Below are 21,507 nucleotides of genomic sequence, written 5' to 3'. Positions count from 1 at the left end.
CGGCGGGACCGCTGCAGCCCACGCCGCACTGCGAGCGTGTGCAGCAGTGGAACTCTTTGTTCCCCGGCAGATTGTTCACCAGAATTTCGAGCAGATTTTGTGGACAATCGAAGCGCCGCTAATTCAAGCCGGGGCATGACGTGAAAAAAGCCTGGATTCTTTGCCGGTCTACCGTGCTCGCGTTTATCGAGGACGACGCTCTCAGCAAGGGGGCGGCGATCGCCTTTTACACGGTAACGTCGATCGCTCCGATCCTGCTGATCGTGGTGGCCATTGCCGGCCTGGCTTTCGGCCGCGAAGCCGCGCAGAACGGCATCGTCGGGCAACTTACCGGACTGATGGGAAAGGAAAGCGCCCAGCTTCTTCAGTCGGCGATCGCCGGCGCACAGGACAAATCCTCCGGAACGTTGGCGGCGCTGGTAGGGGTGGTGACGATCCTCGCAACGGCGTCGGGGGTGTTCGGTGAAATGCAATCCGCGCTGAACGCGATCTGGAAGATCAAATCCAGCGACGCACCAATCTCCAGGATCATACGGGCTCGGGCCGCGAGCCTGGGCCTTGTCGTTTCGCTGGGATTCCTGATGCTGGTTTCGCTTATTATCAGCGCAGCCTTGACGGCGCTGGGCGAATATCTGAACGCCGTTTTGCCGTTCGGAAAGATTCTGCTGACGGTCATCAACGCCATCGTGTCTTTTTTGCTGATTTCCGTGCTGTTCGCGGCAATCTACAAGGTACTCCCGGACCGGCCCATTCAGTGGCGAGATGTCATCGTCGGTTCTGCCGTGACCGCGCTGTTATTCGCAGGGGGAAAGTCGCTGATTGGCTGGTACATCGGCAGCAGCGCAGTGGCGTCCACCTATGGCGCTGCCGGCGCGCTCATCGTGATCCTGCTCTGGGTATATTATTCGGCGCAGATTTTCCTGCTCGGCGCAGAATTCACGAAAGCTTATTCAGATCTCCGCGCCGGAAAACAGCCCGGGCCGAACGACAACCGCCAGGCGGAACAATAGGAAGAGATAAGCCTTGGGTCAGCGTTGGCCGTCAAAACTCTGGATCGTGCGGCACGGCGAAAGTGCCGGGAATGTCGCGCGCGACGCCGCGCATGCGGCAGGCCTTGCCGACATCGCAATCGACTCCCGCGACGTCGATGTTCCCCTCAGTCCGCTCGGTGAGCAGCAATCGGCGGCGCTGGGGAGATGGTTCGCATCGATGGCGCCAGAAGCGAGGCCCGAGGTCGTGCTGAGCTCCCCCTATCTTCGGGCGCGCAGCACCGCTACGGCGATACACGGGTCGTCGGGTTTCGCGACCGATTTCACCGGGCTGGTGATCGACGAGCGGCTGCGCGAAAAGGAATTCGGGATATTGGACCGCCTGACGCGTCTCGGCATAGAGCAGCGTCATCCCGAGCATGCCGAAGCCCGCCGGCTGCTCGGCAAGTTCTATTTCCGGCCACCTGCCGGCGAAAGCTGGTGCGACGTGATCCTGCGGCTTCGCAGCGTGCTGGACACCATCAGTCTTCACTACCGCGGCAAGCGCGTCCTCATCGTCGGCCATCAGGTCGTGGTGTTGTGCATGCGCTATCTTCTCGAGAACATGGACGAGGAAACCATCCTCGCGATAGACGCCGAGGGCGACGTGGCGAACTGCGCCGTCACCGAATATTCCTATGAGCGGACGACATGCGGCGAAGAGGCTCTCGTGCTGACAAAGTACAATTTCGTGGCGCCGATGGAGCGGGAAGGAACGCCGGTAACCTCGGCTCCCGACGCCAATGTAGCCGCCCGATGAACGCGGTCCGCGTTACACGACCGTTCCTCAAGGCGCATCCGCTGCCCCGGCACGAGGAGAACAGCGACAAGCAAGCGCGAGGGCGCGCGCTGGTGATCGCAGGAAGCGTCGAAGTCCCCGGCGCGGCTCTTCTGGCCGGGCTCGGAGTGCTGCGGGCGGGGGCCGGTATCCTTCAAATCGCAACGTGCCGTTCGGCCGCGCATCATCTCGCGATGGCGATGCCGGAGGCGATGGTGGTCGGATGTGCGGAAACGCTTGCAGGAGGCATCGATCCCGCCAGTTTGCAGCGATTGGCCAGGCTTGGATCGGATTGCGACGCCGTCCTGATCGGCCCGGGCATGGTCGACGAAGCGGCCGTCGCCGAACTGACGCTGGAGCTGTTGAAGCAGCTCGAAAGACCCGTTGTCGTCCTCGACGCTTCCGCGTTCGCAACGCTCAAGATGGACGGAATGACTGCCGGGCGCGACGGCAGGATTGTCGTAACGCCGCATTCGGGTGAGATGGCGACGTTTCTCGATGTCGCGCGCAAGGAGGTCGATGGCGATCCGCTGAGCGCCGCCCGCCAGGCCGCCGAGACCCTGCGGGCCGTCGTCGCGATGAAAGGGGCGAGTACGTATGTCGTTTCCCCGGACCGCGAAGCGTGGCTCTGCGAGAATGGTTCAATCGCGCTTGCGACCTCCGGCTCCGGAGATACCTTGGCCGGCATTCTCGCCGGACTTCTTGCGCGGGGCACCGATCCGGCCTTGGCGACCATCTGGGCCGTCTACCTTCATGGGGAGGCGGGACGACGACTGGCCAAGAAGAACGGAACGTACGGCCTGCTGGCGCGGGAGATTCCGGACGAAATCCCTATTATTATGCAGGAATTGAGCGGCGTCACGATCGCCTGACAGGCTCGGGCGGCGGAGCCGAGGCTGGTCGCCGCTTGCTCCCGGCTGGAACGCCGGCGTTTCCAAGGATGCGGTGTCCCCGATCGTTCCGGGCGCTGGAACATTCGCCGCTACCGCCGATTAAAAAGGTGGCAGCCGGATTGGTCCGAGTCGGCCGCATTGGAGGTCATCGAACTTGGTCGTTCCGGCAGGTCTCGCCTTCACAAACTTCGTCGTCCTGGCGCTCGTCGTTGCCGCCCTTTATTTCACCCGCGACATACTTGTCCCGATAGCCCTTGCCGTCCTGCTCAGTTTCCTGCTGGCGCCGCTGGTGCGGCTGCTGCAGCGCTGGCGGCTGCCGCGCTCGCTCGCCGTCACGTGCACGGTCCTCGGCGCCCTGGCCATCACGCTCAGCCTTGCGACCATGGTGATGATCGAAGTCAATCAGTTGGTCAACGACCTGCCGCGCTATCAGGCGACGTTAGGGCGCAAGGTCCAAAATTTGCGGGAAACGGTGGGAAGCGCAGGCCTGCTGAAGAACGCGTCGAGTATTCTGCAGAGCCTCGACAAGGAACTGAGTAAGAAAGACGACAACGCGGTCGATGGGCCGAAGCAGGCCTTTCCGCAAGAACCGCTGAGGAACTCCCCGATCCCGGTCGAGGTCCATCAGCCCGATCCGGGAGCGTCGGCGGCGCTGATAGCCCTGCTGAAACCGCTTGCAGCGCCATTCACGACGATAGGAATCGTCGTGATCTTTCTCGCCTTCTTTCTTTTCCAGCGCGAAGACCTCCGCAATCGTTTCATCCGCTTGGCAGGTAGCGGCGACCTTGAACGCACGACGGCGGCGTTGGATGACGCAGGCCGCAGGCTCGGGCGTTTGTTCGCGACCCAACTCGTCCTTAATGCAATTTTTGGCGTTGTCATCGGGTTTGGGGTAGCCCTGATCGGAGTACCCAGTGCGCCGCTCTGGGGTCTTTTGGCAATGATCCTGCGGTTCGTGCCGTATATCGGCGCCGTCCTGGCGGCTGCACTTCCGATTTCGCTCGCGGCAGCGGTCGGAAGCGACTGGACCATGACGGTCTGGACCGTCGTCCTGTTCGCGGTTGCGGAGCCGTTGATGGGTCAGGTCATCGAGCCCCTCGTCTGCGGCCGGACCGCGGGACTCTCTCCCGTCGCCATCGTCGTGGCCGCTTCGTTCTGGACATGGCTGTGGGGGCCCTTGGGTCTGTTGCTGTCCACGCCGCTTACCTTATGCCTCGTGGTGCTCGCGCGCCACGTTGAGAGACTGCAGTTCATCGACGTGATGCTTGGGGATCAGCCGGCGCTGACGCCGAAGCAGGCCGCCTACCAGCGAATGCTGACCGGCGATCCGTTGGAGGCGATCGAGCAGGCCCGGGCTTTCCTCAAGGACGGCACCCTTGCCGCGTATTACGACGAGATCCTGCTGGGAGCGCTGCGGCTGGCGCAAGCCGATGCCGAATTGGGCCGGCTCGACGATGTCCGGCTCGAAAACATTTTCCAGACCGTATCGGAAGTCGTAGACGACTTGGCCGAACACGGCGGCGGCAAGGCGTCATCGGAAGAAAAGCCGAGGGGGCGGAGCTGGACCGGCGGCAAGGTCGTAACTTTCACCGGCGGCGATTTCGCAAAGCCGGTGTTCTGCATTCCCGGGCTGGGCCGGCTGGACGATTGCGCAGTCCTGGTGGTCGCGGACGCGCTCAAGCGCGCCGGTATCGATGCTCGCATCTCGGGCGCGACGACGGCGATCGAGGACGGCGAGGCCGCATTGATCTGCGTCTGCTACCTGGAAAATGTTCCGAAGGCCAGGACCGACTATACCGTTAGAAAACTGTCGCGAAAGGCCTCGTCCGCCCGCATCGTGATCTGCCTGCTCGGCGAGCCGACCGAAGTTATGGCGGCGCAGCAGGATATGACGCCGCGTTCGATTAGCGCGGTCGTCGCCGCTTTCGTTGATTCGGAGAGCCAGCAGAGAGTGTCGGGAACTAATGGCAGCATTGCAGGTTCAGCTTTGGAGTAATCTGGAGAGGACCAAACCATGGCACAAGCCGACACCCGTTCACTGCAGCAGATCAAACGGGAAACCGAGCTGACGAGGGCCAACTTGACCGACACCGTCGAGCAGCTTCGCGCCACGGTGTCGGATACGGCCACCGACATCCGCGAGCGGCTTCGTCCCGACGCCATCAAGGCAGAGGTGTCCAACTATATCAAAAGTCGCGGCGAACAGTTGATGGACGATGTTACCACCGCTGCGCGGCGCAACCCCATGCAGGCCGTAGCAATTGGTGCGAGTGTTGCGTATCCGCTGCTTCGAATGGCGCGCGCCATTCCCTTACCGGTGTTGATGGTGGGTGCCGGGCTGTTTTTTGCCGGGTCCAAGACAGGACAGGCGGCATCACAAAAAGCACTTGATGCCGCTTCCGATCTTTCCGACGACGTACGCCGGCGTGCCCATGATATCAGAGATCAAGTGGGCGAAACGGCAACGGCGGCAAAAGCGTTTGCGTCGGATAACCTTGATCGTTTGCGCGATGCGGTTTCCGGCGGAGCCGATCAGGTTGGCCAGGCCGCAGATCAAGTCAATGCAGCCGCCGGTCGAGTCGGCGCAACGCTGGCCTCGGGCCCCGACCGCTTGATGGATAAAGCCGCGTCGATGGGCGCTTCGGCTGCCGATCAGGCGAACGATGTCAAGGACAGGAGCCTCCGGGCCGTCGGCTCGGCAGCCGCCGGCGTGCAGGACCTGGCTTCCGACGCCGCTGCCGCGGCCATGCGAGCGGCAGGTAGCACGGTCGACGCAGGGCTCAATGCCGCCAAGACCGCCCGCGAGACAGCGTCCGATCTTACCGGGCGCGCCGGCAAAACCTTCCTTGAAACCATTGAAAAAAATCCTTTGGTGGTGGCAGGGGTGGGGCTTGTCCTCGGCGGTTTGATTGCCAGCGCGCTGCCGCGGTCGGACTTCGAGGACGGCTTGATCGGAGAAACCAGCAATTCGCTGAAAATGCGCGCTCAGGCCGCCGCAGCGCAGGGTATCGACGCCGCCAAAGACGCCGCCGGCGATGTCTATGACAAAGCGTCACAGCAGGCTGAAGCGGAAGGGCTGACGCCGAATGCGTTAAGCGAAACCGCGCAGGAAATCGGACAGCGCATACGGCGCGTGGCGGAAAGCGCCGTCGCCACCGCGTTTGACCCGCAAAATCAACCTCAACAGAATACCAACGGAGTACGCGATCATGGCTGACCAGACCATAAAAAGCACCAATAAAATCGGAACGCCGACCGGTATTGGTGCGGCTTCCCATGGCTTTGAAAAAGCGGCGAGCACTGCCAAGGGCGCCAGCGACCAGGCCGCAAGCGTGGCCGATCAGGCGCTATCGGCCGGTCGTGATTTGAAGGAAAAGGCGATCGACGTCGCGGGGTCTTCAGCGGAAACGCTCAAGGGTCGTGCCTCGGATTTGATGGATTCGGCCAAGGAGGTGGCGTCGCAAACCACCGACAAGCTGAAACAGACCGTCGATGGGCAGAAGAACGCCGGTGCCGAATATGTTGGAAACCTTGCCGACACCCTGCGCCGCGCTGCACGTGAGTTCGATGCCGATCTTCCTTTAGCAGGGACTTACATCCGCAAGGCCGCGTCGCAGGTCGAAGACATGTCCGAAACAATCAAAAACGGAGACGTCAATGATCTAATCCGAAGCGCACAGTCGTTTGCCCGCCGCCAGCCAACCGCATTCCTTGGAATGGCAGTACTAGCCGGTTTTGGTGTGGTGCGCTTTCTGAAGAGCTCGGCCGATAGTTCTCAAAGCGCAAGCCGTGCCGGCGGAGCCTCGTTCGGCGGTGCCCGTACGGGAGGCGGCGGGTCTCGTACCAGTGGCGGCGCCTATACAGGTGCGGGCGGCGCATATACGGGTTCGGGCAGTGGCGCCTCTTCGGGTGCTGGACGATCCTTTACCGAGAACACGAGGTATCGTGATGAGTTCACCAAGTAATCGTTCGATACCGGATCTCATTAGTGACGCCTTTGGACAACTTGCCAAGCTGGTCGGCAATGAGTTCGACCTGGCGCGGGCCGAGCTTGCAGACAAGGCAAGCCAAGCCGGCCGGGCCGCCGCGCTTATCGGCGCCGGTGCCGTCATCCTGATTCCGGCGTTGGTGCTGCTGCTTTTTGCAGTCGCCGCGGCGCTGATACGTGCCGGATTATCAGAGCCTGTCTCTTATCTGCTGACCGGAGTGGGTGCAGCCGTGGTTTCGGGCGCCCTCGTCGCAATAGGCCTTAACCGCCTGTCCGGCGATGCGTTGAAGCCGTCTGTCACCCTGGGTCAGGTGCAGCGGGATAAGGTCGCGGTCAAGGAGATGGTGCGATGAGCGATATTTCGGAAAAGGGTTCGGACTTCCTCAAGGATCTAGGCGATGCGGCGCGCGGAAATCCTATATCTGCCGCACTCATCGGCATGGGGATATTGTGGCTCATGACCGGAGGGCGGACCGCTGAGAGGGTAGGCGGTTTGGCACGCAGCGCGGGTCTCGATCGAATTCCGGACGCCGCGGGAGCGGCTTTGGATATGGCCCGTTCGAGCGCCGAGTCGATTGGTGACCGGGTCTCCTCTGCCACGGATACGCTTCGCGATGGCGCCGCGTCAGGCTTCGGCCGCGTTGCCAAAGCGGGGTCGGAATATGCCGATGCCGCTTATGGCTATGCGCGCAACGTGCCGGACGCCGGTGGCGCCTTTTTCGGCACGGCACGGGAGAATCTGTCAGAAATGTTCCAAGCGCAGCCGTTGGCGCTGGGCGCGATCGGACTTGCGATCGGAGCTGGCATTGCCGCGGCGCTTCCGGCAACGGAGGTCGAAGCCCAGTATCTTGGCGAGGTCAGCGATAATCTAAAACGTCAGGCCAGTGACTTCGCCTCCGAACAGGTTGACCGAGCAGCGACCATTGCGGATGACGTGATTACGGCCGTGTCGAATGAAGCCCAGAAACAGGGGCTCACGATGGACGCCGCGAAGTCGGCCGTCGCCGACATTCCGGCAAAGGTCAGCCGCGTCGTCGATGCCGCAGGAAAAGGCATGTCGGAAAAATTAAAACCCGCGGCCTCCTAGGCGCGGGACATCGCGGCCGATCGGGCGCCAAGTCAATGGCGCCTGATCAGCCGCGTTCATAGCTATGCAAACCAAGTTCGATTGTCTGATCATCGGCGGTGGCCCGGCCGGCCTCGCCGCGGGGGTATACTTGGCGCGTTATCATCGAAAGGTGATGATCGTCGACTGCGCAGAGAGCCGCACCGCGCTGATACCCGAGAGCCACAACTATCCCGGGTTCGCGCACGGAGTGTCGGGCCGGCGGCTGCTTGCCTTGCTGAAAGAGCAAGCGGATGGCTATGGCGCGGGATATTGCAAGGGGCGAATAATTTCCCTGGAGCGGGAAAAGCAGGGATTCTGGGCAAATATGACGGAAATCAGGTGTCCGCGCCGTTCGTTCTATTGGCCACCGGCCTGGTCGATGTACATCCCAGTATGACGGCAATTGGCGAAGCGCTCGCCAATGGGTCGGTGAGATATTGCCCCGTCTGCGACGGATACGAGGCCACCGACCGAAAGATTGCCGTGCTGGGCAGCAGCGACGATGCGATTGAGAAGGCCAAATTCATGCGCAGCTATTCGAAAGACGTCACGTTGCTGTGGCAGGCCGGCAAGCCCGTCACGAACGCGCAGACGCGGTCAGCGTTGAACGCCGGCGTCGAAATCGAAGGCCCCGTTGACGAACTGACGTTAAATCATAAGCGGATTCGAGCGGATATTGGCGGGCGTCACCTGGATTTCGATATTGTTTATCCGGCGTTAGGCTGCGAGGTGCGTTCAGATCTCGCTTCCGCCTTGGGAGCCGCCACGACTGAAATGGGCTGCCTGAAGGTCGATCAGTATCAGCAAACCACGGTTCAAGGCTTGTACGCCGCCGGCGACGTCGTATCGGACCTGCACCAGATCGCCGTTGCAACGGGGCACGCCGCGATCGCCGCCACCCATATCCACAAATTGCTTCCGGACAATTTTCGCTAGCACTCGATGCGGTCTTGTTGAACCGTCATTGCTTCGCTCGCAATGCCGCGTAGCAATCTGATATCGGCACGTTCTGGCACCCCGAGAAATATCATTCCTGTGCGGAACCATGGGATCAAAGCTCTGCGCCGGCGGTTAGGCATCGTCTGGCGCTGGGATGAACAATGAATAATGATCGCATGACTCGCGGAGCTGATAAGGACCTTGGGCTGGACGGGTATGTCCGCGTTCGGGGGGCCCGCGAACATAACCTCAAGAACGTCGATTTAAACATCCCACGGGACGCCCTCGTGGTTTTCACCGGAGTCTCAGGCTCAGGCAAGTCGTCGCTGGCGTTCGGTACGCTGTACGCAGAGGCGCAGCGGAGATATCTCGAATCAGTTTCGCCGTATGCGCGGCGCCTTTTCCATCAGATGCCGGTGCCGGAGGTCGACGAGATCGAGGGCTTGCCGCCGGCTGTGGCTCTTCAACAGCAACGGGGATCGCCAACCACCCGATCCTCGGTTGGCAGCGTGACGACGCTCGCTAACCTGCTGCGCATGCTGTATTCGCGCGCCGGCGATTATCCCCGCCGTCAGCCGCTGCTCTATGCCGAATCCTTCTCTCCGAACACGGCCGAAGGCGCCTGTCCGAAATGCCATGGACTTGGACGCGTGTACGAAGTGACCGAACAGTCGATGGTCCCGGATCCTTCGCTGACGATTCGCGAACGCGCGGTAGCGGCATGGCCGACGGCATGGCATGGCCAGAACCTCCGCGATATCCTGACGACGCTGGGGTATGACGTCGACCGGCCTTGGCGCGACCTGCCCAAAAAGGACCGCGAGTGGATTCTCTTTACCGAAGAGCAGCCTACGGTGCCGGTATACGCAGGTTACGACGCGGCTGAGGTGAAACGCGCGCTCAGACGCAAGGAGGAAGCGAGCTATCAGGGCACCTTCACCGGCGCCAGGCGCTACGTCCTGCAAACCTTTGCAAATACGCAAAGCCCGCTCATGAAAAAGCGGGCCGCTCAGTACATGATAAGTAGCGGATGTCCGCTGTGCGGCGGCAAACGCCTCCGACGTGAGGCGTTGTCCGTCAAGTTTGCCGGACTGGATATCGCAGAAATTTCCCGCATGCCGCTCAAGCGGCTGGCCGAGCTTATCAAGCCGTTCACCGCAACCCGCGGCGACGGTGCAGACAAGCAAGACCTCGGCGATTCTGAAAAGGCGATTGTGGTCAGGCGGATTGCCCAGGACCTGGCGACCCGGCTAACCGTTCTGCTCGACCTCGGGCTTGGTTACCTCACTCTGGAACGCAGTACGCCGACTTTGTCGCCGGGCGAACTGCAACGTCTGCGGTTGGCAACGCAGGTCCGATCCAACCTTTTTGGCGTAGTTTATGTGCTCGATGAACCCTCGGCCGGACTGCATCCGGCGGATACCGAGGCGCTGCTGAAGGCTCTTGATCGTCTCAAAGCCTCCGGCAATTCGCTGTTCGTCGTGGAGCACGAGCTCGACGTCATCAGGCATGCCGACTGGATCGTGGACGTTGGACCCGGCGCCGGAGAGGCGGGCGGCCATATTCTGTACAGCGGGCCATGTGACGGATTGAGGCAGGTCGAGCCGTCGGAGACAAGGCGTCATCTCTTCCGAAAGGCTGCTCGGCCTCGCTCGGTGCGACGAGCGCCGACCGGATGGCTGAAACTTCGAGGTGTCACTCGCAACAATCTCGAGGGCCTCGACGTCGATCTTCCGTTGGGTGTGCTGACCAGTGTGACCGGCGTTTCCGGTTCGGGAAAATCCAGCTTGATCAGTCAGTTTCTTGTCGAAGCCGTTCAGGAAAGATTGGGCCACCATATCGAATCGGAAGATGAGGGCGATCCGCTGGAAAAAACCACCGTCGAAACGCTGGGTGGGGAAATCGCCGGCGGAATGGAGAGCGTCAGGCGCCTTGTGGTCGTCGATCAAAAACCCATTGGCAGGACGCCACGCTCGAATCTCGCAACCTACACCGGCCTGTTCGACCATGTTCGAAAGCTGTTCGCGGCCTCCAAAATGGCACGAGCCCGCCGGTATGACGCCGGAAGATTTTCATTCAATGTTGCCAAGGGACGCTGTGAGACCTGCCAAGGGGAAGGTTTCGTATGCGTCGAATTGCTGTTTCTTCCGAGTGTCTACGCGCCGTGTCCGACCTGTCACGGCGCGCGGTTCAACGCCAAAACCCTCGAAATCAAGATACGCGACAAGTCGGTTGCCGATGTCCTGGGCATGACCGTCGATAATGCATTGGAATTCTTTGCCGACGAGCCGCAGTTGCGAAGGTCGCTTGATGTCATCAGGCAAGTCGGCTTGGGCTATATCCGGCTTGGGCAACCGGCGACGGAGCTTTCCGGCGGCGAGGCGCAGCGGGTTAAGCTTGCCACCGAACTGCAGCGCACTCAACGCGGCGGAACACTTTATATCCTCGATGAGCCAACCACGGGACTGCATCCCTCCGACGTCGAAAGGCTTACGGCGCAGCTTGAGGGGCTCGTTACAACCGGCAGCACGGTGATCGTCGTGGAACACGACATGAGCGTCGTCGCGGCGAGCGACTGGGTGATCGATATCGGTCCGGGCGCCGGCGACGAAGGCGGGGGCGTAGTCACCGCCGGCATACCCGAGGACATTGCCGGCTCACCAGCAAGCCGTACGGCAAAACATCTGGCACTGGCGTTGCTCTAATCGCGGAACAGCAACGTCCCAGAGGCTTCTCTGCTGCTACTCCGCCGTTTAATCGCTAGTGCATGCGACGATGGGAACGCGCATGGCGCCACGAACGATGATAGCGCATGCCGGCATAGGAGTCGCCGCGGTACCGTCCGGCCTGGTAACTTCCGGTGTAGGGATTGCCCGGCCCGTAGTTCTGGCAATTTGCGTTGGGATAGAACTGGGCGCAGTAGCCGGGGTTGGTGACGACCCTCTGGGCCGCTGCGGGCGTTGCGAGCATCGCCGCGGTTGCCACGAGAGCCGCGCCTATCAATGCGATCTTCATGAATTCCTCCTTGGTTGACGACGAGAGAACATGGGACTTCCTCTTACGTTCCGCCAAACGGTGTTTTGTGATGCAAGCTATCTTGATGGCGTCGGCTGAAACTTCGGCTCTTCTGCGCCGTATCCGCCGGGACGCGTATTGCGGCCATTGCAGCGATCACCAAAGCTGGACCGGCGCTCAAGTGCCGAATGCCAAACATCCGCGCCGAAGCAGGATGGCCGGTGTTTCCAATCGGGCGAGGAACGGAACGGCATAAAAAATGTTCGTGTCGGGAACGTAGGGTTTTCCAACGTACACGGAGTATATTTCATGTCGCCCGATTATCCCAAGCCGCCTTTTCCCGCGCAGAAGCAGCCTGTGCCGGGCTCGACTGACAAGATGCGGCCGCGGCCGGACCATGGCGAGGAGAGCTACAAGGGATCGGGCCGGCTAAACGGGCTCAAGGCCGTCGTCACCGGAGCAGACAGCGGCATCGGCCGGGCCGTCGCGATCGCGTTCGCGCGCGAAGGCGCCGACGTCCTGATCGCCTTCCTCAGCGAGAACGATGAGGCGCAAGAGGTCAAAAAGCTCGTCGAGCAAGAGGGCCGCAAGGCCGTCCTGGTTCCGGGCGACCTTAAAGACGCCAGCCATTGCCGCGACGTCATTCGGCGCGCGGTAGATGAGTTGGGCGGCATCGACATCCTTGTCAACAATGCCGCACACCAGGCAACGTTCAAGGACATCGGCGACATCAGCGACGAAGAATGGGAAATGACGTTCCAGACCAACATCCATGCGATGTTCTATCTGACCAAGGCTGCGGTGCCGCACATGAAGCCCGGAAGTTCCGTCATCAACACCACCTCCGTCAATGCCGACATGCCGAATCCGATCCTGCTCGCCTATGCGACAACCAAGGGAGCCATTCAAAACTTTACAGGCGGCCTTGCACAGATGCTCGCGGAAAAAGGCATTCGTGCCAATGCGGTGGCACCGGGTCCGATCTGGACTCCTCTGATTCCTTCCACGATGCCGGAGGAGACCGTGAAGAATTTCGGCAAGCAGGTGCCTATGAAACGGCCTGGACAGCCGGCGGAGCTCGCAACGGCGTACGTGATGCTGGCCGATCCGATGTCCAGTTACACGTCCGGCACGACCGTGGCGGTTACCGGCGGCAAGCCGTTCATCTGACCATGGCGGGGCTCCAACACCCGGTTACGCCGGACGGAAGATACTTCGTGGTTCGCGGTAAATTGTGGCGGATGGCGAACCCGGACCTTTCCCCGGCGAAAAGGTCTGCCTTGGTCAGCGCCCTCATGAGCGCGCGCAGTTCGGTGCGCTCGGCGAAGCGTTCCGGCGACCACGCCGCGGAAGCCGCGGCTCACAAGGCCGTCGATGTCATTAAAAGAGAGCTGGGGGAGCGAGGCCCGGTCTGGTGGACGGATGCTTCACCCGATCTTAACAGGCACATGGTGAAGAACACCCCGTATGCCGGGTGGTTCTCCGCGCTCAGAGCGACCGCACGACGGCGCGACTCAAAGCATCCGGCGTCCAGCTTGGCCGGCCGCGCGCCGGGAAGTTCCGGCTAGCGTCGGTGCTTACCCGCGGGCGTCTTTTCGGCATCGGATCAACTGGCGACTGCGGAGATCTGCGCAACGTTTGACTCCGGTTTTGGCGGCTTTGCAGCTTTGATGCAGGCATCGACAGCTTCGTGAAGCGATCGGCATGCGAAGTCGGCCTTGGCGTTTTCGCGCAGTTGTTCGAGCGCTGCGTCGGCGATATCGCGGTTCCAAGTGCCCAACAGTATAATCGCCTTTGGAAGTTTGCGCCGGATACGGCGCACCGTGAAGCGCATATGGGCGGGGCTGCTGGTGTCGAGGTAGGAAAGACAGACCAAAGCGACGCCTGCCGTCTCCAGTCGAAAGATGTTCGCGGTCGACAGTGCGTCCGCTCCCTCGATGCGGCCTTCCAGGCCGTGCGCGCGGACCAAGTCCATGAACATCAAGCCGGCGGCCTCGTCCAGGGGGGTCCGTCCCGCGATGCAGAGAATGGCGCGCTCGCTCTGCCATGGCCCGGCGAGTTCGTCCCGGATCACGACTCGCAATTCGGGTTGCGCAGGTGCACCCTCGAGGGCAGCCGCAGCTTCCGGATCGACGATTTCGGATTTGACGGCGCTACCGACGGGATCCGAAAGGTCCTCTGCAAACTCGCTGACCGCGTCGCGGATTTTGACCAGCCGCGCAACGTCGAGGACTTCCCGGTCAAGATCGGCTTGAGCGAGGTGCAACCCCGGCAAGGCCACCTCATCGTAGTAGATAGCAAGCGAGCGCTCTTTCAAGAATTCTTCGGCTTTCTCAGCGGCTTCGGTCGGATCCCCCGCCAGCATGCGCTGGTAGAAGATTTCAGGCGGCGAAAGCGCCGGACGGTCGCCGAACATGACGTCCAAAAACGCCAGCCGTTCGACGTGACGGCCGAGAACGACGAGACACACCGTCAGCGGCGTGGCCAGGACGAGTCCGATCGGTCCCCACAACGCCGTCCAGAATGTCGCGGAAACAACTACCGCGACCGGCGACAAGCCGGTGCTGCGACCGTAGATCATGGGCTCGACGACCTGGCCGATGACGGGCTCGATGACGAAAAACAGCACGGCGGTCCAGGCAAGCATCGTCCAGCTCGGATCGACGGCGACGGCCAGCACCAATGGAAACGCCGCTGCGATGATGGAGCCGATATATGGAACAAAGCGAAGTACCGCGGCAAGGATGCCCCAAAGGACAGCGCTGGGAATACCGATGATCCACAGGCCGACGCCGATCACGATTCCAAAGCCGGTATTGATCAGCAACTGGTTCAGGAATAACCGGCTAAGCCGGCCGGCGGCATCGTCGAGCGCTGCGGTGGTCCGCTGCAGATCGTGTGAGCCCGCCAGACGGATCAGCCGGTTGCGGAGATCCTCACGCTGGATCAGGATGAAAATGACAAAGATGACGATAATGCCAGTGGTGGCGAGCGGAGAAACCAAGGGGGCGATCAAAGAGCGCAGGCTTTCAAGCGTCCCCGGATCAGGCTGCAGTACTTCCACCGGCACGGGCGTCACCGAGCGACCGCCGGTGGTTACGGGATTTGCCGTCTTCGGCAACGTGCCGCCTTTCGGCTTGTTCAGCTCCTTGCCAAGGTCCTGGAGCATTCCTTCGGCGCGCTCAAGCGTGGAACTGCCGCCGGCGATGCCGCGCACCGACTGTATCTTGCCCTGGATGGTCGACTGGTACTGCGGCAGCTCGCCGGCCAGACGGTTCAGTTGAGAGGCGATCAGACTGCCCAGCGCAAAAATGACGGCAAAGGCGAACAGCACGACGCCGACCACCGCAATTCCCCGCGGTACGCGCAGGCGCTGCAGCAGGCTGACAGGAGCGGCCAGTACGAAGCTCAGGAGGATTGCCAGCGCGACGGGGACAAAGATTTCCCTTCCGAGGTAAAGGACGCTGACGATGATCAATCCCAGCACCGTGACGGCGACCGCGCCCAGCAGCGGGACGACCTCCTCCAGCGTACGCGACTTGCCGACCTTCACCATGGCTTACATTGTCCTGCTTCGAGAGTCGTGACGACGATGGCTGCCGGCGTTCATGATGATCGCTGCCTGCGCAGCGCAGTTTGAACCCGGCGTCCGCTGGTTCGGTAGGTGTTCACGAAAGCGACTTGATCTCCCAAAGCGCAAGCGAACGTCCTTCAAGGTGGTGCGTCGGTCCGAACTCCAGATAAGGAAGTTGACGCTGTGAATCGCTGGTCTCGACCAGAAGCTTCCAGACCCGCCCCGAAACATCGGGGAAGGTGAACTCGACGGGCTCGTGATAGGCGTTGAACATCAGCAGCAGTGTCAGATCCGATCCCTTCTGACGTATTCCCGTGGGTTGCGCCCGGCCGTCAAGCAGCATTTGCAGGCACCGTGCGGAGGAATCGTTCCACTGACCCGGCTCCATCTCGGATGCCGACGGATCGAACCAGGTGACATCCTTGACCCCCAGTTCCTCGTTGAAGGCCCCGGTCAGGAATCGTCCGCGATGGAAAAGCGGCTGGCGCTGCCTTATCTCGATCAGCTGCTGCGTGAAATTTCGCAGATCCCAGCCGTCATCGTCGATACCCTCCCAGTCCAGCCAACTGATTTCGTTGTCCTGGGCGTAGGCATTGTTGTTGCCCCGCTGGGTGCGGCCGAATTCGTCTCCCGCCAGAATCATGGGCGTGCCGCGGGCCAGCAGTACGGTCGCAAGCAGGTTGCGCATCTGACGTAAACGAAGAGACCGGATCTCCGGATCGCCGGTCGGCCCCTCGACGCCATGATTCCACGAGATGTTGTTGGAATGGCCGTCCCGGTTGCCCTCTCCGTTCGCATCGTTGTGCTTGTCGTTGTAGGAAACGAGGTCGTTGAGCGTGAAGCCGTCGTGGGCGGTGATGAAATTCACCGACGCCCACGGTTTGCGCCCACGCTTGCTGAACAGGTCGGGCGAAGCGGAGAGGCGGGTCGCGAAATCGGCCAGCTTGCCTTCGTCACCCTTCCAGAACGCACGCACCGTGTCGCGGAAGCGGTCGTTCCATTCCGCCCACCCGGGAGAGAAATGACCGACCTGATAGCCGCCCGGACCGCAGTCCCACGGTTCGGCGATCAGCTTCATCTGGTTCAGGACGGGATCCTGCCGGCAGGCATCAAGGAAGCCGCCGCCTTCGTCGAAACCGTGAGGCTCGCGGGCGAGTATCGTCGCAAGGTCGAAACGAAACCCGTCCACGCGCATTTCCTGCGCCCAGTATCGGAGCGAATCCGCCACCATCTGCAACACCCGCTGATTGCTCAGGTTCACCGTATTACCGGTGCCGGTGTCGTTGATGTAATAGCGGCGGTCCGGCGCCAAGCGGTAGTAGGAGGCGTTATCGATTCCCTTGAAGGAAAGCGTGGGACCCAGCTCATTTCCCTCCGCGGTGTGGTTGTAGACCACATCGAGGATGATCTCGATTCCCGCTCGATGGTATTGCGCGACCATTTCCTTGAATTCATTGACATTCGGCACCGACAAATATCGCGGCTGCGGCGCAAAGAATCCGATCGTGTTGTAACCCCAGTAGTTGCGGCGGCCCTTCTGGACGAGATAGTCGTCGTCCACGAACGCATGGGTCGGCAACAGCTCCAGTGCCGTGATGCCGAGTTTGCCGATGTAGTCGACGACGTCGTGATGCATCAATCCGGCGAATGTGCCCCGGTACTGTTCGGGCACGGCGGGGTGCCGCATCGTAAATCCCCGTGCATGCGCCTCGTAGAAGATCGTCCGTTCCCATGGAATATTCGGCCGCCGTTCCTCTCCCCACGTAAAAGCCGGATCGATCACCCGCGACTTGGGCATGAAGGCTGCACTGTCGCGCGTATCGAACGACAGATCGCCGTCGGGCGCACCGATGGTGTAGCCGAACAAGGCATGATCCCATCGCAGTTCGCCCACGATCTGCTTGGCATAGGGATCAAGAAGCAGCTTGTTCGGATTGAAGCGATGACCTTCCTTCGGCGAATACGGACCGTGGACGCGATATCCATAGACCTGTCCCGGCCGCGCGTCGGGAAGGTAGCCGTGCCAGACCTCGTCGGTATATTCCGGCAGTTCGATGCGCTGGGTCTCCAGCGTTCCGTCGGAGTTGAACAGGCAGAGTTCCACTTTGGTCGCGTTGGCCGAGAACAGTGCAAAATTGACGCCGAGTCCGTCCCAGGAAGAACCGAGCGGAAAAGGCCGCCCTTCCTTGACGCGGTGGAGGTTCGCCAGCGCAACCTCAGGAAGCTCAACTGTGAGCATTTTATTCATGTGATGCCCCTTATCGGCCGGCCCGGGTAGCCGGCATCGCTGCGGCAACCTGCGGACCACATCCCCGTTCGGCGGAACAACATCCGGTCAGGGCTAACGTTCCTGCAGGGCGCTGAAATGATGCCGGCGCGCAGTTATGGATTCGTCGAACAAGCCGAAACGAAGATCGGCGTGCAAGTCCTGCAGAGCGACCAGCGGAATCCGTCCTCATGCTCAGGAACTATGGAAGAAGTGGCGAGTTACGAGCGCTCCAGAAACGTCAGGAGCAGAAAATATGAAACGCTCGTTTATCGCCGCAGTCATCGGCTTGCTTGCCGCAAGTGCGGCTTCGGCTCAGAACCCCCCGGCACAGTCAGGCCCAAACAACAACGCGGTCAACAGCTCGGGCCAGAACAACTCCGACAAACCCGTTGCCGGCCGCAACAGCTTCACCGAGGGCCAGGCGAAATCGAAGATAGAGGATGCCGGCTACACCAGCGTCACTGATCTGAAAAAAGACGACAACGGTGTGTGGCGCGGCAAAGCCGATAAAGGCGGATCGGCCACCGCGGTAAGCGTTGATTTTCAGGGCAACGTCAATTCAGCAAAGTAAGGAAGGTTTCGACATGACTGCCACAATTTCTCGACTTTATGACACCTACAGCGATGCTCAGACCGGAGTTCAGCGGCTTGAAGCCGCAGGGGTACCGCATTCCGATATCAGTATTGTCGCCAACAACTCGGACAGCTGGTATGGCGGCAACAACAAGGTGGATCGCGATGGTGATGGCGTCGATGACCGCGCCGAAGGTGCCGGCACAGGTGCTGGAATCGGTGCGGGCCTTGGCGGGACGGCTGGCCTGCTCGCCGGGCTGGGTCTGCTTGCTATTCCCGGGCTCGGGCCGGTGGTAGCTGCCGGCTGGCTGGCGGCGACCGCAGTTGGCGCCGCGGCCGGTGCAGCCACGGGCGGCATTGTCGGTGCGCTTACCGAGGCCGGCGTTTCCAAAGAAGACGCCGACAGGTACGCGGAAGGTGTCCGTCGCGGCGGTACGCTTGTCACGGCTCGTGTGCCGGACGCCGATCGAACGCGCCTCGATGCGGTGCTCAATCAGTCCGCGGTGGACCTGCAGAATCGCAGCGCAGCGTGGCAGAAGGCTGGCTGGAAGTCGTTCGACCCCACCGGTAAGCCGTACGGCGCCGACGAGGTTCGCAAGGAACGCCAGCTTTATGGCGGCGATTTCCGCTAAAATGCAAAACAAAAGGCCCGCTTCGGCGGGCCTTTTTTCTGCGACGGCAAATCGGCGGCGAAAGCGTGCAGCGAACCCGATCCGGGAGCTTTGTCGGTGACAGGACAGAAACGTAGATTGAAGCCGCCGGATCAGCGTGTCATCATCGGAATTCCTGCTACCCGTCAGAACTTCATGACACTTCGAATGCCGAACACGGACGCATCCCTGAGCCGGATGCCGGGAGTGATTCCTGCGGGATCGGTAGCGCCACCTCCCGGCCGGAAGATATACTGGTAATTGGGCAACAAATTCCAGCCCGACTTGATTTCGTAGAGATAGGATGCCGTAAACAATGCCTCGGAGGTCCTGACCGGCCATTCGGATTGCGCTGTGAAGAAACGGTAGTCGCGGTCGAGTGCCTGCGCGCGTCGGGAAACATGCGCATAACCGACTGCCACCCCGAATTTGTCGTTCTGCCGCTGATCAAAAAATCCGATGAAATCGATCCCGGCGTCGGTATAGAGATCGATCAGGTTGCGGTCGGAAGGACTGGCGGACGTGCGCATGAAAGCCCCGATGCCGCGATCCTTGGAATTCGCGACGCTGTAGACCTTCTGTTCGATGACCGAATAGATCCCGTCGTCGGCCTGCAGCCTTTGGCCCAGTCCTGACCCGCCCGGATCGGCAACCGATCGGCCATCGGCTGTAAAGCGCTGGTCGGTGAAGGTTCCGAAATGATGCCATCCTCCGATCTTCAACGTTCCGGATCGGTTGTCGCCGGGTATGATGTTGTTCCAGGTGAACTGCATCTCCCCAAGCACAAGCGGAGGATCGTTGACGCGGAAATTCAGGCCGAAGCGGTTACGCTGCTGCGGATCGCCGACGCCGGGACCGGCGGAATCGCCGTCAAAGATCGCCGTGAGAACCGTGATATTGTCGCTGAGTTTACCGTACAGCCTCGCGCCGACCGCGGCCAGCGGCGGGGCGGGACCGCCTGCCGGCAGGTTGATGGAGGTGATGGCGGGCCAGCCCATCGAAGCGTTGGTAAACACGTCGGTGTATTTGCTGGCGAGAAACTCGCTGTCCGCCGCCAACTGGCCGGCGCGGATCGACCACTTGTCGTCGAAGAATTTCTGTTCGAAATAGGCCTCATAGAGCCGGGCAGCGGGAAGCGCCTCAATGCCGCTGACGACGAAGTAATTCTGCAGATTGGTGCGCGACAGGCCGTCGCCGTGAATGACAAACACGTTGGCGTGCGCGGTCATTCCCTTTCTTCCGGCGAGCTTGTCGAAATCGACGTCGAGCGCAAGGTTGAGCCGTCCTTCGAACGTCGCGCCCTGTTCGACGCCGCCGGTGGCGTTTCCAAGCACTTCGCTGATATAGGTCGCAGCGAATTTTATGCCAAGGCGTTCGTACGGATTCGGCAAGAGACCGAGCGTGCGTTCGGCAATCGTGCTCTCCCCCGTATCGGGATCCGGCGGTTGATCTTCATTGCTCTCCTGGCAAATCGCGGCGATCGAAGACAGGCCGACGAAAGCACAGGCCAGAACCCGGATTGCGATCGGTTGCCAGCGCGACATGGACGCTCATTTGGAAAAAAAATGACCCCCACCATACATTCAACTGCAGGAATTGGGATGGCCGAAACGCCGATGGAACCCGAAATCCAAGGTTTTCCGGATATGTTTGGTGGGTGCCGGCGCGCTAGTCCACCGACGCTCCGGAGAATTCCACCACTTTGCGCCATTTCTCGGTTTCATCCGCGACCAGCTTGCCGAACTCGGCAGGGGTCATCGGCATCGGCAGGCCGCCGACTTCCGCAAGCCGCGCGATCAATTTCGGATCCTTGAGCGCTTCGGCCACCGCCTTGTTCAAGAGGTCGACAATCTCCGGGGGCGTGCCCTTGGGTGCTGAGATGCCGTAAAATCCGACCGCTGAGAAGCCCGGCACGGTCTCGGCAATGGCCGGCACATCGGGTACGCCCGGCCAACGCTCCGGCGAGGTGACGCCGATCGCGCGCAGGGTTCCGCCGCGAACCTGCTCCAATGCGCCAGGAAGGTTGTCGAAGATGGTCTGCACCTTGTTGGAGATGAGGTCGGGGTAGGCGATCGCGGAACCGCGATACGGCACATGGTTCATGTCGGCCTTGGTCATCGCCTTGAACAACTCAGCCGACATGTGCACCGAGGTGCCATAGCCGGACGATGCGTAGGAGACTTTGCCGGGATTGGCTTTGCAGTAGTCGATGAACTCCTGGACGGTCTTCACCGGCAAATCCTTCGGCACCACCATCATGTTGGTGAGCCGCATGATGCCGGCGACCGGCACGGTGTCGCGAATGAAATCGTAAGGCAGCTTCTTGTAGAGCGAGGTGGAGATGGCGTTGTTAGGCGCGACGAACAGCAGCGTATAGCCGTCGGGCGGCGCATTTACCGCAGCCGCGGCGGCCAGATTGCCGCCGGAGCCGGCGCGATTTTCCACGACGAATTGCTGCCCCAGGCGTTCCGACAGCCACTGTCCCATGATCCGCGCCACGATGTCGACCGGACCGCCGGCCGCAAAGCCGATCAGCCAGTGCACCGGGCGGTTCGGGTAGTCGGCGGCGGATGAGGATGTAACGCCGCCCGTCAGGCCCAGAAGACAAACCAAAGCCGTTATCGCCGCGCGCAAAGAACCAGTCATGAACCGCTCCATAGCAAATCGCGTGCGCTGCACGCGCAACCTTTCA

The 21,507-nt window shown here is 61.2% G+C and carries 20 protein-coding genes; 15 read left to right on the top strand and 5 right to left on the bottom strand.

Annotated features, from left to right (window positions below; genetic code table 11):
- Window positions 1-140 precede the first annotated feature (140 nt).
- The 11 genes from ACFE72_RS03240 to uvrA all read left to right on the top strand — a co-directional run bounded on the left by ACFE72_RS03240 (window position 141) and on the right by uvrA (window position 11,439).
- On the top strand, window positions 141-1,010 hold the full coding sequence (locus tag ACFE72_RS03240; RefSeq protein WP_375411607.1) for a YihY/virulence factor BrkB family protein: 870 nt from the start codon (window positions 141-143) through the stop codon (window positions 1,008-1,010).
- A gap of 13 nt (window positions 1,011-1,023) precedes the next feature.
- A complete protein-coding gene (locus ACFE72_RS03235) occupies window positions 1,024-1,788 on the top strand; it encodes a histidine phosphatase family protein (RefSeq protein ID WP_375411606.1) in 765 nt (254 codons plus the stop codon).
- Window positions 1,785-2,678, top strand: coding sequence for an NAD(P)H-hydrate dehydratase (locus ACFE72_RS03230; RefSeq protein ID WP_375411605.1), 894 nt, complete (start codon window positions 1,785-1,787; stop codon window positions 2,676-2,678). Before ACFE72_RS03235 ends, ACFE72_RS03230 begins: the two co-directional genes overlap by 4 nt.
- A gap of 175 nt (window positions 2,679-2,853) precedes the next feature.
- A complete protein-coding gene (locus ACFE72_RS03225) occupies window positions 2,854-4,695 on the top strand; it encodes an AI-2E family transporter (protein WP_375411604.1) in 1,842 nt (613 codons plus the stop codon).
- An 18-nt stretch (window positions 4,696-4,713) separates the two neighbouring features.
- Window positions 4,714-5,916, top strand: coding sequence for a hypothetical protein (locus ACFE72_RS03220; protein ID WP_375411603.1), 1,203 nt, complete (start codon window positions 4,714-4,716; stop codon window positions 5,914-5,916).
- Window positions 5,909-6,664 carry a YtxH domain-containing protein gene (locus ACFE72_RS03215; RefSeq protein ID WP_375411602.1) on the top strand — a complete coding sequence of 252 codons (756 nt, stop codon included), beginning with the start codon at window positions 5,909-5,911 and terminating at the stop codon, window positions 6,662-6,664. The genes ACFE72_RS03220 and ACFE72_RS03215 overlap by 8 nt, the downstream gene beginning before the upstream one ends.
- Window positions 6,648-7,040 carry a phage holin family protein gene (locus ACFE72_RS03210; protein ID WP_375411679.1) on the top strand — a complete coding sequence of 131 codons (393 nt, stop codon included), beginning with the start codon at window positions 6,648-6,650 and terminating at the stop codon, window positions 7,038-7,040. Before ACFE72_RS03215 ends, ACFE72_RS03210 begins: the two co-directional genes overlap by 17 nt.
- A complete protein-coding gene (locus ACFE72_RS03205) occupies window positions 7,037-7,774 on the top strand; it encodes a hypothetical protein (protein ID WP_375411601.1) in 738 nt (245 codons plus the stop codon). The genes ACFE72_RS03210 and ACFE72_RS03205 overlap by 4 nt, the downstream gene beginning before the upstream one ends.
- Window positions 7,775-7,838: 64 nt before the next feature.
- Window positions 7,839-8,192 (top strand): FAD-dependent oxidoreductase, encoded by a 354-nt coding sequence (locus tag ACFE72_RS03200; protein WP_375411600.1) that lies wholly within the window; start codon window positions 7,839-7,841, stop codon window positions 8,190-8,192.
- Window positions 8,135-8,731, top strand: coding sequence for an NAD(P)/FAD-dependent oxidoreductase (locus ACFE72_RS03195; protein ID WP_375411599.1), 597 nt, complete (start codon window positions 8,135-8,137; stop codon window positions 8,729-8,731). Before ACFE72_RS03200 ends, ACFE72_RS03195 begins: the two co-directional genes overlap by 58 nt.
- A gap of 164 nt (window positions 8,732-8,895) precedes the next feature.
- The gene (gene uvrA, locus ACFE72_RS03190) at window positions 8,896-11,439 is read left to right on the top strand and encodes an excinuclease ABC subunit UvrA (protein ID WP_375411598.1); all 2,544 of its coding nucleotides are present in this window, start codon (window positions 8,896-8,898) and stop codon (window positions 11,437-11,439) included.
- A gap of 55 nt (window positions 11,440-11,494) precedes the next feature.
- Here the strand turns inward: uvrA and ACFE72_RS03185 are convergent, their stop codons facing one another.
- A complete protein-coding gene (locus ACFE72_RS03185) occupies window positions 11,495-11,749 on the bottom strand; it encodes a hypothetical protein (RefSeq protein ID WP_375411597.1) in 255 nt (84 codons plus the stop codon).
- 309 nt (window positions 11,750-12,058) lie between these two features.
- Between ACFE72_RS03185 and ACFE72_RS03180 the strand changes: the two genes are divergently transcribed.
- Window positions 12,059-12,919, top strand: coding sequence for an SDR family oxidoreductase (locus ACFE72_RS03180; protein WP_375411596.1), 861 nt, complete (start codon window positions 12,059-12,061; stop codon window positions 12,917-12,919).
- 2 nt (window positions 12,920-12,921) lie between these two features.
- The gene (locus tag ACFE72_RS03175; RefSeq protein WP_375411595.1) at window positions 12,922-13,317 is read left to right on the top strand and encodes a hypothetical protein; all 396 of its coding nucleotides are present in this window, start codon (window positions 12,922-12,924) and stop codon (window positions 13,315-13,317) included.
- A 38-nt stretch (window positions 13,318-13,355) separates the two neighbouring features.
- Here the strand turns inward: ACFE72_RS03175 and ACFE72_RS03170 are convergent, their stop codons facing one another.
- Entirely contained in the window at window positions 13,356-15,305 is a 1,950-nt protein-coding gene (locus tag ACFE72_RS03170) for an AI-2E family transporter (RefSeq protein WP_375411594.1), read from the bottom strand.
- 112 nt (window positions 15,306-15,417) lie between these two features.
- On the bottom strand, window positions 15,418-17,571 hold the full coding sequence (gene glgX, locus ACFE72_RS03165; protein WP_375411593.1) for a glycogen debranching protein GlgX: 2,154 nt from the start codon (window positions 17,569-17,571) through the stop codon (window positions 15,418-15,420).
- 274 nt (window positions 17,572-17,845) lie between these two features.
- On the opposite strand from glgX, the gene ACFE72_RS03160 reads away from it, so the two are divergent.
- A complete protein-coding gene (locus ACFE72_RS03160) occupies window positions 17,846-18,163 on the top strand; it encodes a hypothetical protein (RefSeq protein WP_375411592.1) in 318 nt (105 codons plus the stop codon).
- A gap of 13 nt (window positions 18,164-18,176) precedes the next feature.
- A complete protein-coding gene (locus ACFE72_RS03155; RefSeq protein WP_375411591.1) occupies window positions 18,177-18,797 on the top strand; it encodes a hypothetical protein in 621 nt (206 codons plus the stop codon).
- A 164-nt stretch (window positions 18,798-18,961) separates the two neighbouring features.
- Here ACFE72_RS03155 and ACFE72_RS03150 read toward each other — a convergent pair whose 3' ends face one another.
- Window positions 18,962-20,359: a carbohydrate porin gene (locus tag ACFE72_RS03150; RefSeq protein WP_375411590.1), complete on the bottom strand. Its 1,398-nt coding sequence runs from the start codon at window positions 20,357-20,359 to the stop codon at window positions 18,962-18,964.
- A 124-nt stretch (window positions 20,360-20,483) separates the two neighbouring features.
- A complete protein-coding gene (locus ACFE72_RS03145) occupies window positions 20,484-21,461 on the bottom strand; it encodes a Bug family tripartite tricarboxylate transporter substrate binding protein (RefSeq protein ID WP_375411589.1) in 978 nt (325 codons plus the stop codon).
- Window positions 21,462-21,507 lie beyond the last annotated feature (46 nt).

Source organism: uncultured Bradyrhizobium sp. (assembly GCF_964252615.1).
Taxonomy (GTDB): domain Bacteria; phylum Pseudomonadota; class Alphaproteobacteria; order Rhizobiales; family Xanthobacteraceae; genus Bradyrhizobium.
Note: the sequence above shows the minus strand (reverse complement) of the source record. Positions and strands in the feature narration are given on the sequence as shown.